The sequence below is a fragment of the Candidatus Acidiferrales bacterium genome (genome assembly GCA_035515795.1).
Taxonomy (GTDB): domain Bacteria; phylum Bacteroidota; class Ignavibacteria; order Kryptoniales; family JAKASW01; genus JAKASW01.
Map to the genome: position 1 here is coordinate 126,929 of DATJAY010000004.1, position 13,986 is coordinate 140,914.

At 48.0% G+C, this 13,986-nt stretch carries 12 protein-coding genes; 6 read left to right on the top strand and 6 right to left on the bottom strand.

Going from position 1 to position 13,986, the window contains the following annotated elements:
- The first annotated feature begins 103 nt into the window (after window positions 1-103).
- From VLX91_03260 to VLX91_03285, 6 genes are all read left to right on the top strand, one after another.
- The gene (locus VLX91_03260) at window positions 104-1,600 is read left to right on the top strand and encodes a hypothetical protein (GenBank protein ID HUI29211.1); all 1,497 of its coding nucleotides are present in this window, start codon (window positions 104-106) and stop codon (window positions 1,598-1,600) included.
- A gap of 8 nt (window positions 1,601-1,608) precedes the next feature.
- Window positions 1,609-2,304: a hypothetical protein gene (locus tag VLX91_03265; GenBank protein HUI29212.1), complete on the top strand. Its 696-nt coding sequence runs from the start codon at window positions 1,609-1,611 to the stop codon at window positions 2,302-2,304.
- 141 nt (window positions 2,305-2,445) lie between these two features.
- Window positions 2,446-4,773 (top strand): penicillin acylase family protein, encoded by a 2,328-nt coding sequence (locus VLX91_03270; protein HUI29213.1) that lies wholly within the window; start codon window positions 2,446-2,448, stop codon window positions 4,771-4,773.
- The gene (locus tag VLX91_03275) at window positions 4,770-5,522 is read left to right on the top strand and encodes an NAD-dependent deacylase (GenBank protein HUI29214.1); all 753 of its coding nucleotides are present in this window, start codon (window positions 4,770-4,772) and stop codon (window positions 5,520-5,522) included. The genes VLX91_03270 and VLX91_03275 overlap by 4 nt, the downstream gene beginning before the upstream one ends.
- 10 nt (window positions 5,523-5,532) lie before the next feature.
- Complete coding sequence (gene pyk / locus VLX91_03280; GenBank protein ID HUI29215.1) at window positions 5,533-6,948, top strand: pyruvate kinase; 1,416 nt, start codon at window positions 5,533-5,535, stop codon at window positions 6,946-6,948.
- Window positions 6,949-7,206: 258 nt separating this feature from the next.
- Window positions 7,207-8,100 carry an SPFH domain-containing protein gene (locus tag VLX91_03285; GenBank protein ID HUI29216.1) on the top strand — a complete coding sequence of 298 codons (894 nt, stop codon included), beginning with the start codon at window positions 7,207-7,209 and terminating at the stop codon, window positions 8,098-8,100.
- 65 nt (window positions 8,101-8,165) lie between these two features.
- Here VLX91_03285 and VLX91_03290 read toward each other — a convergent pair whose 3' ends face one another.
- From VLX91_03290 to VLX91_03315, 6 genes are all read right to left on the bottom strand, one after another.
- Window positions 8,166-9,263: a hypothetical protein gene (locus VLX91_03290; GenBank protein ID HUI29217.1), complete on the bottom strand. Its 1,098-nt coding sequence runs from the start codon at window positions 9,261-9,263 to the stop codon at window positions 8,166-8,168.
- Between the two features lie 75 nt (window positions 9,264-9,338).
- The gene (locus tag VLX91_03295; GenBank protein HUI29218.1) at window positions 9,339-9,746 is read right to left on the bottom strand and encodes a c-type cytochrome; all 408 of its coding nucleotides are present in this window, start codon (window positions 9,744-9,746) and stop codon (window positions 9,339-9,341) included.
- A 133-nt stretch (window positions 9,747-9,879) separates the two neighbouring features.
- Entirely contained in the window at window positions 9,880-11,184 is a 1,305-nt protein-coding gene (locus VLX91_03300; GenBank protein HUI29219.1) for a hypothetical protein, read from the bottom strand.
- A 17-nt stretch (window positions 11,185-11,201) separates the two neighbouring features.
- Entirely contained in the window at window positions 11,202-11,738 is a 537-nt protein-coding gene (locus tag VLX91_03305; protein HUI29220.1) for a spore maturation protein, read from the bottom strand.
- A complete protein-coding gene (locus VLX91_03310; GenBank protein ID HUI29221.1) occupies window positions 11,735-12,682 on the bottom strand; it encodes a nucleoside recognition domain-containing protein in 948 nt (315 codons plus the stop codon). The genes VLX91_03305 and VLX91_03310 overlap by 4 nt, the downstream gene beginning before the upstream one ends.
- Window positions 12,683-12,911: 229 nt before the next feature.
- Window positions 12,912-13,976 (bottom strand): 3-isopropylmalate dehydrogenase, encoded by a 1,065-nt coding sequence (locus tag VLX91_03315; GenBank protein ID HUI29222.1) that lies wholly within the window; start codon window positions 13,974-13,976, stop codon window positions 12,912-12,914.
- Window positions 13,977-13,986 lie beyond the last annotated feature (10 nt).

The window sequence follows — 13,986 nt, forward strand, 5'->3', positions numbered from 1 at the left end:
TTGAAATCCGGTATTGAGAATCGAGAAGGTTTTTTGTCGATAGAATAATTAGAAGGCCCAGTCGTTCTTAAAAACTCTGTACTTTAATTGAAATGGGAATAGCATGAAATGCGGAATCGCCGTTCTTACGGTTTTCATCCTCACGTATCTTGATGCTTCTGGACAAGTTCCGGAAGACGCACTACGGCTCGGGCAGTCCGGTTACGGGGTTAGTGCGCGATCAATGTCAATGGGAAATGCGATGACGGGACTCGCGCAAGGATTTGACGCTGCTTTTTACAATCCGGCAGGTCTGGCACAGTCTCGTCAGTCGGAAGTGACTGGCGGTCTGAATTTTCTCGGCTACAATAATGATGCTTCATATTATGGAACAGGCCAGAACGCCTCCAGTTCACAAACGGATCTTTCAGATTTAGGTGTCGTGTATCCATTCCCGACAACGCGGGGAAGTTTCGTGATTGCGCTTGGATACAACAGGTTTAATGATTTTAATACGGCTCTCGGAACTAACGGATACAATCCTAACAGTTCGATAATTCCAACCCTTTTCAATTCCGATGCTAATTATGATGTACCATTCCAGGTTGGCCTCGACGACGAGGTTCTGGACACATCCACAAATCCTGCAACCATCTACATAACCCGGATGCTCATACAGAAGAACGTCCAGCAGAGTGGAATCAAGTATGAATCAGGCGGAATGAACAACTGGTCGGCAAGTGCCGCGGGAGATATCGCTGAAAACTTCTCGGTGGGGCTGACGCTCAACCTGATAAGCGGCTCCTACAATTTCACGCAGACCTTCACGGAGACCGATCCAAAAGGACTCTACTCTGTTGATACTCTTTCGACCCGTCCCGGCGCCGTCGGCTTTGAAAGTTTTGCCTATAATCTCAGGGACAATCAGGACATCAGCGGCTGGAACGCGAAGGCGGGATTTCTTTATAGGTTTGTCGACGGAAGCGGAGACGTAATCGGCAGGTTTGGACTGAGTATCACCTTCCCATCTTTTGTTACGGTGACCGATAATTTTTCCGATGCGGCAAGTGCCACTTTTCTAACAGGCACAGTTTATAGCTATCCTGCTCCCTCAGTTAATACCAACAGCAGCAACAACTACGATATTACAACGCCGTTCAAGTTTAGCATTGGAGGATCAGGAGGAAACAATCAGCTGACCCTTTCCGCTGAGATAGAATATACCGACTGGACTCAGCTGGAGTTTTCCAACTCGAATCTACCGGGGGATTTCATTAGCGGCCTGAACGATTCGATAAAGGCGAACTATCGTCAAACTGTGAACCTGCACGGAGGGGTGGAAGTAGCGCTGACAGACCCGCGGTATTCGCCGTTTGTTCCCTTTATTCGGGCGGGATTTTCTTATCTCCCGTCGCCTTACAAAGGGGATGGCGAACAGCAGGCTCAGAAGCTCGCCAGCGGCGGAATTGGTTTCAGAATTCAGAACAGTGTCGATTTGGACCTGGCGTATCAATACGGCTGGTGGAACTACGATCATCACCAGCTTTACGATGCGTCCAGCATCCCGAGTGAAAAAATCACCAGCACGAACTTCATGTTCACTTTCAAATATAATTTCTGAGGTGTATCATGGTACATAGAAAGAGTTTTGTCCTGTTGATTTCGCTTGTGGTGGGGATTACTGTGTCCGCCCGGGCGCAGGAGATCAAAAGCGGAATCTGCCCCGCAAATGTTAATAATCGTTATTATGATTTCGATGGCGGGGACAATTTTGCGGCTGCGGACGGTTTCAATAATCCTTTCATGGAACGCACTCGCTTCGCCGCACCCCAATATTTTCCCGTTATGATAAACGCCACATCATTCGGCGCCGGTGCAGTCGGGACTTTCCCGCTTTCAGATAATTACATTCTGCGGACTTCGGTCGTAGATCTTTCTTCAGCGTCACCCTTTGGACTTGCGGCGCAGGGTTCGGCGGGCATTTTGATGCCGATTGAATTCGGGTTCAGAATACCCCTCATTCATTCGATGTTGGGGAAGATGGATTATTCGTTATACGGTGAAACTACTGCCGGTCTCCTGCTGGGCATGGCGTATCCCACCGGTGGATCTTTCCTCGACTATTCGATTCCAAATTCCCGGTTTTCTTCCGGGGCTTCTGCATATATAGGACTCGGAAACACTCTTCGCTTTGACAGGTATGTCGGTCTGTATTTGAACGGAGGAGCCGGATACTTCGATCTGTTCTCATCGACTTTCATGGCGCGGCCGAATTATCTTTATCCTTCAGTCTCGATCGGCTTCTACTTTAACCTTGCCCCGTAAAAGGGTTAAGTTTCCATTTTACATTAGTTCTCCGTTCACTAAATTATTTTAGTGAAACGACTTAGATTTTTTCTCGCCATATTTTCACTCGCTCTTATCATTATTCTGGTCAGCATTATTCTTCTTTTAAGGAGAATAGGGATGTCTTCACTGCCGCAGCAGGATGGAACTGTAGAAGTCCACGGCATCGGGAATAATATCGAGGTCGCAAGGGATACTCTCGGCGTCCCATATATCATGGCCAGATCAGATTCCGATGCGTACTTCGCTCTTGGATTTGTTCATGCTCAGGACAGACTTTTCCAAATGGAGATGTACAGAAGATTGGGGGAAGGAAGATTAAGCGAAGTGTTCGGGAAGAAAACGGTCGCGGTAGACGAACTCTTTCGTGCGCTGAGATTCTCGGAGATGGCAGATTCAATTTATAGGTCAAGCTCATGGATCAGCAGAGACATTCTTCGGTGGTACTCAAACGGAGTGAATGCATATCTTTCAAGCGCAAGAACATTTCCTGCCGAATTTGCCCTCCTTCAATTCGAACCGTCCGAGTGGGCTCCGAAGGATTGTATCGTTGTAGCTCGGCTGATGGCGTGGGAATTGAACATTTCGTGGTGGACGAAGCCGGCGTTCGGGGAAATCTTTGACCGGCTGGGTAAAGACACTGCAGCGCTTTTAATACCTGGATTTAATTTGACACCTAAGGCTTCGCACGGTTTTCACAGAAAAATATCAACCGCATTGAATAATTTTATGGACTTAAATTCGGAGGCGATGAGTTTTGTCAACGGCTCCCGGTCTCCCGACGGTTTCGGAAGCAACAATTGGGTCATCTCCCCGAAAAGGACAAACACGGGCTCTGCCATTCTTTGCAACGACCCTCATCTTGCGCTCAGTCAGCCGGCAAAGTGGTATTTTGTTTCGGTAAGTTCTCCGGAGATGCACGTTATGGGTACAACGCTTCCCGGGACGCCCGGAATTGTCATAGGGAGAAATGACGATATATCATGGGGGATGACAAACGTCATGGCCGATGACTGTGACTTCTACGCTATCCAGTCCGACTCGACGGATACCGACTACTATTGGTATGACGGCAAATTAATTTCTTTTCAAACCACAACAGATACGATAAGAATAAAGGACGATGTGCCGCTTGTCTTCACGATGCGCACTACTGTTCATGGTCCGGTAGTTAGTGACGTCATTTCCAAATCGTACGAATCAGGTGCATTGCGCACCGATGCCGTGCGGTCATCCGAAGCGGTTGCTTTTCGGTGGAATGCTTACTGGCCCAGTGATGAAACCAGAGCAATATATCTTATCAACCGGGCGAGAGATTTTTCCGAATTTCTAAATGCACTAAGATACTTCGGGACTCCTGCGCAGAATTTTGTTTATGCAGATACGAAAGGAAACATCGGATTCAAGGCGGCGGGAAATATTCCGCTGAGAACTTATCCAATGCCGTTTCTTCCGCAGGACGGGGGATCCAGCAAATTTGTCTGGCAGAACTTTATTCCTTTCGATTTGCTGCCGGGGAGTTATAATCCGTCTCCGGCCTTTATCGCAACTGCGAACAATGAGATTACTCCCGATAACTTTCCGTATTACATTACGAACTTATACGAACCGTCTTCGCGCATCGACAGAATTACTTCTTTTATCTCCGGTCATGATACTATGACGGTCGCTCTTTGCCGGCGGCTCCAGCTCGATTATCAATCGGAGCTCATGTCTTTGCTGAATGAAAAACTTCTTGCGGCATGTGACAGCGAGAAATATTTTCCCAGGGAATTGATTTACCTCAGAAACTTCGACGGCAACATCGACTCCAAGAGCACGGCAGCTTCGATTCTCAATGAAGTCTACGTTGAAATTATGAAAAACCTGTTCGAGCCGATTCTTGGTAAATCTCTTTATCAGAGATACGTTCTTATCAGTAATGTCCCCACGCGGGCGCTTGAAAATATGCTGAGAAATTCCGACGACGTCGCGAGGTTGTATGGTGTCACAAACGGAGACAGTCTGATGAATCTAAAACTTGCCGAAAGTTTGGAAACGACGCTTGAAAATTTGCAGAGAGAATTCGGCCGCCAGCCCATCAATTGGATGTGGGGAAAAATTCATACGCTCGAATTGAAGCATCCGATGAGCGCCAATTCGCTGATCAGGAAACTTTACGACCTGGGGCCGTTTCGAAGAGGTGGTAATAATACGACCGTGAACAACGGCGAGTATTCGATCGACGCCCCATTCGATATGCTGGTTGGCCCTTCGATGAGAATGATCGTCGACATGAGCAGGCAAGGGATCTATTTCAGTTTGCCGGGCGGCGAATGCGGTCAGCTCTTGAGTGCTCACTATTCCGATTTCTTGGAGGACTACATCATCGGAAGGACGAGGTTCTTCCCGATGCGCTTGTCTGAACGTGAGATCTTGCACAAGCTGGAATTGGTCGCCGTACCATGATACTTGAAGATGACGTTCTCCATTCTCTTTGTTCCGCAGGAAATGTTGTTGCGTTGACAGGAGCGGGAATCTCCGCGGAGAGCGGTGTGCCTACGTTCAGAGGTGCAGACGGGTTGTGGAGCAAGCTCAAGCCGGAAGAGTTGGCAAATTTCGACGCGTTTTTGAGGAACCCGGAGCTTGTGTCCGAATGGTACAAACATCGAAGAGAGGTTACAAGGGTGGTGAAACCGAACGCTGCGCACTACGCGCTCGTAGAGATGGAGAAGATCTATCCGCATTTCACTCTCATCACCCAGAACATTGATAATCTGCATCGGCGGGCCGGTTCTGTCAATGTTGCGGAACTCCACGGGAACATCGAAAGAAATTATTGTCTCGGCTGTGGAAAAAGATATGACGGGAAGGATCTCGACGATAACAGCCCATTCAGGTGTTCGAAGTGCGGCGGCTTGATCAGGCCCGACATAGTCTGGTTCGGCGAGATGCTTCCCCTTGACCAATGGGAAATTGCCGAAAAAGCTTCCGAGAATGCTGATGTCATGTACGTCATAGGGACCTCAGCGGTCGTTTATCCTGCCGCACAGTTGCCGATGGCCGTGAAAAGAAACGGCGGAGCAGTTATCGAAGTCAATATAGAAGAAACTCCGGTTACTGAATTTGCAGACGCATCGTTTCACGGTCCGGCATCTGAAATTCTGACGCAGATTGTCGAGAAGATAAAGGAGAAAATTTCTGAAGAACCAAAATAGAAAAACAAAAATCGTCTGCACACTGGGTCCTGCATCCGACAACCATGAGATGATAAGTAACCTTGTCGAAGCCGGTGCAGATGTTTTCAGATTGAATTTTTCGCACGGCACACATGAGGAGCACTCCCGTCATATCGAAATAATCCGCGCGCTTGAAAAGGAAATAGGGAAGAGATTAACCATCGTTCAAGATCTCCAGGGACCAAAAATCAGAGTTGGAGAGTTAAAACAAACTCTGGAACTCAAGAACGGTGAAACTGTAACTCTCGCCATCCAGCAAACCGGGGCTCTGACCGGAGACGATGTTGTCGATCGGAAAACGATTCCGGTGACGTACGAGGGATTGATCAAAGATGTTGTCGTCGGGGATAGAATTCTGATGGATGATGGGCTCTTGGAGTTGAAGGTGAAATTGATAGGTGCGAGAAGTATAGATTGCATTGTAGTGAATGGTGGGCCGCTCGGCTCGCATAAAGGGATCAATTTGCCGGGAGTTAGGGTGAGCATCCCTTCAATGACCGGGAAGGATGAAGATGATTTGAAATTCGGCGTAGGAAAGAACGTCGATTACGTCGCGCTTTCGTTTGTCAGGCATTCCGCGGACGTTCTTAGACTGAGGAGACTCCTTGAGCAGCTCAAAGGAAACCAGGGAATAATCTCTAAGATCGAGAAGCCGGAGGCCGTTGACGATATAGATGCAATCATAGAAGCAAGCGATGCAATCATGGTGGCGCGGGGAGACTTAGGGGTAGAGGTTCCGATTGAAGACGTGCCGATAATTCAAAAAACTATAATTCGTAAATGTAATGAGTACGGAAAGCCGGTCATTACTGCCACTCAAATGCTCGACTCGATGATACGTGAGCCGCGCCCGACCAGGGCAGAGGCAACCGACGTCGCCAATGCAGTATTCGACGGCACTGATGCAGTGATGCTCAGCGGCGAAACTGCGGCGGGCAATTTTCCTGTCGAAGCGGTGAAGACCATGGTTTCCATTGTGGGTGCAGCGGAATCTCAAACAAATCTTGTCGAACGAAAATTGAATTACAAAACCGTTCGCGATGATTTCACCGATGCAATTGCGGAAGCGGCATGTTCACTTGCAAATTATATCGACGCATCGTTTATCGTGACAATAACGAATACTGGGACGACTTCCCGTGCTTTGTCGAAGTACAGACCGGGAGTTCCGATCTACGCTTTGACAGAAAGCATAGATGTTGCACGGAAGCTTCACCTCATTTGGGGAGTAATTCCAGTCGAAGTCGAATCGCTCTCTGAGACGGATGCGATGCTCTCCACTGTAAGCTCAATCTTGAAATCGAAATCGCTTGCGTCAAAGGGAGACACTTATGTTTTGACCGCCGGGACACCGCTGTTGGCGCGTGGCACGACTAATACCCTGAGGATCGAAGAAATCGTTTGAGGCTTCGAAAGGGATCCTTGGACCGGCTGGGAATCGGGCGTGCAGTTGATTCCGCATTCAATTAGTTTGATTTTCGAATTTCGCCCCATTAAATTTTCACGTTGAATCGGTGATTCAACGGCAACATAAATTCGGTTCTTGGAGGAAGCGAGTCAGCTCGGTGTGGCAAATTAATTCAATGGAATTCTTTTCGTCAGCAGATGAGCAAAGATATTCACTCGGCGAAATCCAAACAAAATAGCGAAAGGAAATCTGGCCATGGAAGATCAAGTCAGTTGGGAAATGTATGAAATCCTTGCGGGAGTCATTGTTTTTGTTATTTTCTTGTTGGGAGTAAGGATCATCAGGCCGACACATCGCGGGCTTATTGAACGCCTCGGCAAATACAAAAAATTCGCGGAACCGGGTTTTCACTGGATCATACCCGTGATCGACAGGATGATTAAAGTAAATATCACGGAGAAGATGGTCGGAGCGGAACCACAAACAGTAATAACTAACGACAATCTCAACGCGACCGTGGATGCGCAGATTTATTACAAAATCAAGGAGGATGAAGATAGCGTCAAGAAGAGTCAATACAATGTGAACAGTCTGGAATATCAAATCGTCAATCTTACGAGAACTACATTAAGGAACATAATCGGAACACTGACGCTGAAATCCGCTAATAGTGAGCGGGGCAGAATTAACAAAGAGCTTATCGACATTCTGGTCAGCGAAACGGGGAGTTGGGGTATCGACATCCTGAGGGCCGAATTAAAGGAGATTGATCCGCCTGAAGATGTTCAGGAAACGATGAACAAGATCGTGAAGGCAGCTAACGAAAAACTTGCAGCGGTTGATTATGCCACTGCTGCCGAGACGACGGCTGATGGTGAAAAACGTGCGGCGATCAAGCGGGCTGAGGGAGTAAAGCAATCGCAGATATTACAGGCGCAGGGTGAAGCTGAAGCGATTAGATTGGTTAACGAAGCCGCGAATCAGTATTTTGTAGGAAACGCGCAGCTGCTGAAAAGGCTTGAGACCGTTCAAGCATCGTTGCAGCAGAATACAAAGATCGTCGTGCCGGCAAATCAAGAATTGGTGAACGTTATTGGAGATATGGCTGGGATTCTTCCGATAAAAAAGGATGGCCCTGGAAATAAGTGATGCGTGAAGAGAACTTGCCGGTAGATATCACCGCCAAGTTCTCTGAGGGAACAGGCGCAGGTAATCTAAAAATAAATGTGCGACTGGATCAGCGCCTCTGTGAGTCTCCCGCTGGGCTTGGCGTTGCCCTGGTTATCTAGATTTAACCTGACTTGCGGCATAAGATCGACGTGAGGGAGAGGGTAGATGTTTACGCCGACAATGTATCTCTCATAAGTTGGTCCGCCGATGACCGTTCTGAAATAATCAAATCTTCCGGTAGCGGTGAGTCCATTCATAAGGAAATAAGTCGCTTCAACCAGGGCGGCGTTTGATTTCGCGTCGGCGAGTCCGGGAAGCGAGTTGGCCCAATCCCACTCTCCGAGAACGGTCAGTCGGCCGCCTATTCCTGCGCCAGCTTGCAGGCCGTACATGTTCATCTGTCCTGCGGTGTATCCCGAAGCCCCGATCATGAAATTTCCTTTCATGAGATATTCCACTTTTCCAATCAGGGCTTTCTTAGAACTGAAATCGAAATTGCCGTTGAAGAGGTCGCTGTTGGTGATATCAGCAGTTATGAACAAGTCACTGAATCGTGAGCCGATTTCTATGCCCAGGTCTCTGTAGTCTGGTCCAAAAATTAATCCCACGGACTGGAGTCCTTGCAGCAGACCAAAATTTCCGCCGCGAGTATAAGCCGTGTGATCATCAAGTCTGATTCCATACGAAGGTTCAAAGGCTCCAACCTTCACGTACGAATTATCGGAATTGAATTTGTAAAGTCCATAAGCCTCGTAAGCCGCGTTTGCAAAATCGTATTTTACGAAAAGATTTGTGGAGGTAAAAAGTCTGAACAAAGAATAGATAGAACCTTCCATAGACTGGAAAGTGGTTGTCTTCTGGTTGCCGTCGAAGAGATATTGAAATCTGACATCGGCGCCGAGAAGGATGTAGTCGTTCAGCTGAGGATTAAAATTGTAGTCGGTGCTATCGCCGTGGGCGGGGACCAGACGCAGATGGTCGTCTACGAAATCCGAACCTCCGAAATTGTTCCTGAGCTCTCCTCCTGTTGGATTCACATGACAATTCGTACACTGCATTCCTGTCAATATCGAAAAGCGGGGAAGTGCTAATGTAGAACTCACGAAAGTAAGAAATAGTGCCGCTACCAACAATGATTTCATTTTATCTCCTTTGCTTGAGCCTCGTCACGGTTGAAGTAAACCTGACAGGTTTTCATTTCGCCGGTTTTTTCGAGTTTAATCTCCGCTCTTGAATCCTCCCTCAGGTTCGCTTGCCGGTTCCTTGTGCCCCTGGTGACATGTGTAGCATGTCGGCTGTTTTGCATCGGGATATGCGAAATAGTCGTTCCTGACTTGTACGAGCATCTTCAGCATCATTCTTGCTTTGCGCTTTGTCGGTTTTTCGTCGCTGGCAAAATTATCCGTGTTGTGGCAGTAGTCGCAGTCGACGCCGAGACTGGTCTTGACCATGTTCATCCAGCCCTTCAATTCTTCCTTCGATTTTACAAACTTCAAGACCTGAAGGTTCTTTGCAAAGGACGGTTGCGATTGTGGTCCAGCATAAGCCATGGTGCGCTGGATCAAGAGCCCTGCTGCCCCGATCAAAATTATCGCGAGTATGGTGACAAAGGATTTTCTCTGCATATTATCTCCGATTTTTCCTTTACCTAACATAGAAAATCCTTGCCACTGTTCCAACATCTGCTGCTGAATTGAGGTGCGTCACATGACGAGAGGCGGCAAGCAAGCACCATAAAATATCCATGAGTGATGCAAATTAGAAAGAGAAATTAAACATTACCCGCGGCTCAACCCTTTTCTGAACCTGATAAGTGCCGTTTACCGGGATAAATGTCCAGTAGTAATTGAAGCCGACAGTCATGAACGGATACGGTTTGTAACCGAAGAACGCATAGAGTAACGATCGCGAGTCCAGTTTAAATGCATCTTTAAGAGTATTGTCGGTATGTCTGTCGTAACCGGCGCTCAAAGCTATGACAGGGATGACATTCGGGAAAAGTGTTTCAAGATGAAGCAGACCGCCTTGTGGATCATGGTCGATACCGCGATAGTCACCAAGGATTTCGAACTGTCCGAGAATCATAATGGCAAGTTGTCCGTACCAGCCGTGGGATTTTTTTGTGTTGTCAAGTTGCAGAGCTTTGCTGCCTATGATGTTTCCCAGATTGTCGGTTTGATATCGATCCAATTCATAGAATTGATCGAAATATTCAGGAATAAATCTGTCGCCGATCCATTGATGCTCAAGTTTTGCAGTCGCGGTCACGATCCCGAGCCCGTGAAAAGTTCCAAGGATACCTGCGGCATTTCCGTGGCCGAAATGAACGAACTGTGCGTAGTCATAATAAAGATCGACATCAACAAATGGTATACGGAGAACAGGTAGTCCTGCGTCAAAGCCGTATTCCGACATGGCGCCGCTTGTAAAGTTTAGTGCGCTCGGCGGAATTATGGTGTAGGAGTTCTTGTTTTGATCTGTTACATAAGTTGCTCCCAGTTCAAATCCTCCGATGATAGGAATTGCGCCAAGAGTCGTGAACTTCAGCGGTCTAACGTAGGCTCTTCCTCCCATCACACCGGGTGCTTGGAAATCGCCGTAGATCGCTTCGAATCCGAATCTTGTGAAGTCAATATCGAGTTCGGCTCCCATTCTTCTGTCGTCGAAGCTCGCGCTGTTGTTGTAATCATACATGATCAGACCATGGCCGAGTGTTGCCATTGGTAATTGGCCGACCTGAGCATAGAGAGGATCATGCTTTTGTCCCCAGCTGACGTATCGAATTATTTTCCGGTACGCGCCGTCCGACCAATCAACTTTTCTGATCATGCCGGTTTTGCTGTCAACGCGCAGCGTTAGATCGAGTCCGACTCCGATTTTGCCGAACTGCAGATCTGGCATTACACCAATCATGTAATAGGGTTCACCGTCAATCCATGAGACGCCCAATCCTCCGGAAACCTGACTCTGGCCGGGTGCGAGCATCGGCTTCGGATACTCTTGTGCAAAAGAAAAAGATGAGAGTACTGTTAGAGTTGAAATTGTCAAGATAAGTGTTTTCATATCGACCTCATAATTAATTAACCGAATAAGATCCTGCAAATAAACAAAGCACCAAGCATTCCGACTACATCCGCGATCAATCCGGCAGCCACAGCATGCCGTGTTCGGTAGATGTTTGCCGCACCAAAATATACTGCAATTACATAAAAAGTTGTCTCGCTGCTGCCATACATTGTAGAGACTAGAACGCCAATAAATGAGTCAGGTCCATACTTTTTCATTATGTCGCTCATGAGTCCCAATGAGCCGCTTCCGCTCAGCGGCCTTAAGAGCGCCATGGGCAGAGCTTCGGGCGGCATTCTGATCAAGTGTGCGATCGGCGAGAGCAAACCGACCAGGATGTCCATCGCGCCGCTCGCCCGGAAAATTCCTATTGCCACAAGCATCGCAACGAGGTAAGGAATTATTTTTATCGCCACCTCAAAGCCGCCCTTAGCGCCTGATACGAACGATTCGTAAACGGGGACCTTCTTCTTCGCGGCGTAAAACACAAAGCCTGCGACAATTAATGGGATCGCAATTATCGATACGGCTTCCAAAATCTCTTTGATCAATTTGTTTCCTCTTTAGAAGCGGCCGGTCCGGAGGTGCCGTCAAATCGATACACCTTCAGTCTCTGAAGAATTTTCGCGGCAACGACACCCGCAATCGTCGCCAAGCCTGCACCGAAGAATGATGTCATGAGGATGACCGTCGGTTCTTTTGAACCAAGCGCGGCACGCACTGCGATTGCAGTGGCCGGGATAATTGTCAAACCAGCGGTATTTATGGCGAGAAAAGTCACCATCGCATCCGTTGCCGTGCCTTTTCTGGGGTTCAATTTGTCCAGCTCGTCCATTGCTTTCAATCCGAGAGGTGTGGCAGCGTTGTTAAGTCCCAGCACATTTGCCGCAATGTTCATTATCATTGCTGCGATAGCCGGGTGGTCGGGTGGAATGTCGGGAAATAGTCTTGTCATGACGGGGCGCATCAGCCGCGCGATAATCTTTATAAGTCCGCTGTCCTCGCCGAGTTTCATTATGCCGAGCCAGAAAGCCATCACTCCGATTAAGCCGACTGCTATTTCAACCGCCGTACCACTATAGCTAATGACGGCATCGAGGACTGCCTTCGTTTTTACGAGCGAAGTTGAAGGCAAAAGTATCAGGAGGCCTGAGCCATTTTTGCCTGTGATCTGGGCGGTGATCTGCTTTTCGTCACCGGCTGTTTTTGCGATCGTTTTCCAGAGCTGTGGGGCAGATTCATCCAACTTTATCTGAATTGACTTAGCTTTTAAGGTTGCGGGAAACATGAGAGTATCTCTTGACTCGACATTTATCCCGTAAAATTTCTCGTAGTAATCCTTGCTGAATGCGATTCTGCCTCCCGCGGTCGTATCATACTTAAGCTCGAATTCTGCACCGTTATGATACCGGTTCGATGCCGAATCATATATGTCATTACCGGCAGCCGTGAGAACTCCGATGATTACCAGGCCTATCCAGACGTAATTAAGCATTTAGGTGCCTGTTGATCTTTCCGCGGAATAAGTAAAGTAGGTGAATAATATGAAGCGGTTTCCGTCAGCCACAATGGATTCGAGCTGGCATTCCCGGAACGAAGCAAGTATCAAAACCATGATGGATTAAATATAAAGAGTGAGAGTGGTGCTTTCAACAAGTAAGCTTAAAGTGAAAAATTGATGGCTCATGATATCGGTCGCGAACCATCAATTGACAGTTATTGGTTCACAGGCCTTTGGCTACCAGGTCGCCGACTTCAGCAGTGGAATAGCCCATTCTTCCGGCGCTCATGCTTTTCATTTTCTTTGCCGTCACGTCCATGAGGGAGCGTTCGATTGCTGATGCTGCTTTTGTTTCGCCGAGGTGTTCCAGCATCATCGATCCGGCACAAACCGATGCAAGTGGATTGATCACGTTCTTGCCGGTATATTTCGGCGCAGACCCGCCAATAGGTTCGAACATGCTCACTCCCTCGGGGTTGATATTTCCGCCAGCTGCTATTCCCATCCCGCCTTGAGTGATGGCACCGAGATCTGTTATGATATCGCCGAACATATTGTCGGTCACGATAACATCGAACCATTCAGGGTTCTTCACCATCCACATGCATGTTGCATCCACGTGGTAATACTCGCGCTTTATATCCGGATATTCCTTCTCGCCCATTTCATGGAACGCCCGTTCCCAGAGATCGAAAATATAAGTCAGCACATTTGTCTTCCCGCAAAGCGCAAGTGTCTTTCTTTTGTTCCGCTTGCGTGTATATTCAAAAGCATAGCTAAGGCAACGGTCGACTTGAAAGCGGCTGTAGACCGCGCTCTGAACGGCGATTTCGTTCGGGGTGCCTTTCATGGTTATCCCGCCGGTACCGGTGTAAATGCCGCCGGTATTTTCGCGCACCACTACGTAATCTATCTGTTCGGGCCCTTTGTCTTTTAGTGGTGTTTCCACACCAGGATAGAGTCTGACCGGGCGAAGGTTGATGTACTGATCCAACTCAAACCTGAGTCGAAGGAGAATTCCTTTTTCAAGAATGCCAGGCTTCACATCGGGATGGCCGATGGCCCCGAGAAATATGGCATCGAATTGCCTGAGTTCGTTGGCGGCGGAATCGGGAAGAACTTCACCGGTTTTCAGGTACCGGTCTCCGCCGAAATCGTAATGCGTATAGTCCAATTTGAAATTGAATTTTGCCGCCGCAGCATCCAGCACCTTGATGCCTTCCCGGACAACTTCCGGGCCCGTTCCATCACCTGGAATCACGGCAACCTTATAGGTTTTTGAGTTCACTCGCGTCCCT

Coding starts and splice junctions, on each gene's coding strand:
- VLX91_03260 (HUI29211.1), top strand. CDS start 104: ATGAAATGCGGAATCGCCGTTCTTACGGTTTTCATCCTCACGTATCTT.
- VLX91_03265 (HUI29212.1), top strand. CDS start 1,609: ATGGTACATAGAAAGAGTTTTGTCCTGTTGATTTCGCTTGTGGTGGGG.
- VLX91_03270 (HUI29213.1), top strand. CDS start 2,446: ATGTCTTCACTGCCGCAGCAGGATGGAACTGTAGAAGTCCACGGCATC.
- VLX91_03275 (HUI29214.1), top strand. CDS start 4,770: ATGATACTTGAAGATGACGTTCTCCATTCTCTTTGTTCCGCAGGAAAT.
- VLX91_03285 (HUI29216.1), top strand. CDS start 7,207: ATGGAAGATCAAGTCAGTTGGGAAATGTATGAAATCCTTGCGGGAGTC.
- VLX91_03290 (HUI29217.1), bottom strand. CDS start 9,263: ATGAAATCATTGTTGGTAGCGGCACTATTTCTTACTTTCGTGAGTTCT.
- VLX91_03295 (HUI29218.1), bottom strand. CDS start 9,746: ATGCAGAGAAAATCCTTTGTCACCATACTCGCGATAATTTTGATCGGG.
- VLX91_03300 (HUI29219.1), bottom strand. CDS start 11,184: ATGAAAACACTTATCTTGACAATTTCAACTCTAACAGTACTCTCATCT.
- VLX91_03310 (HUI29221.1), bottom strand. CDS start 12,682: ATGCTTAATTACGTCTGGATAGGCCTGGTAATCATCGGAGTTCTCACG.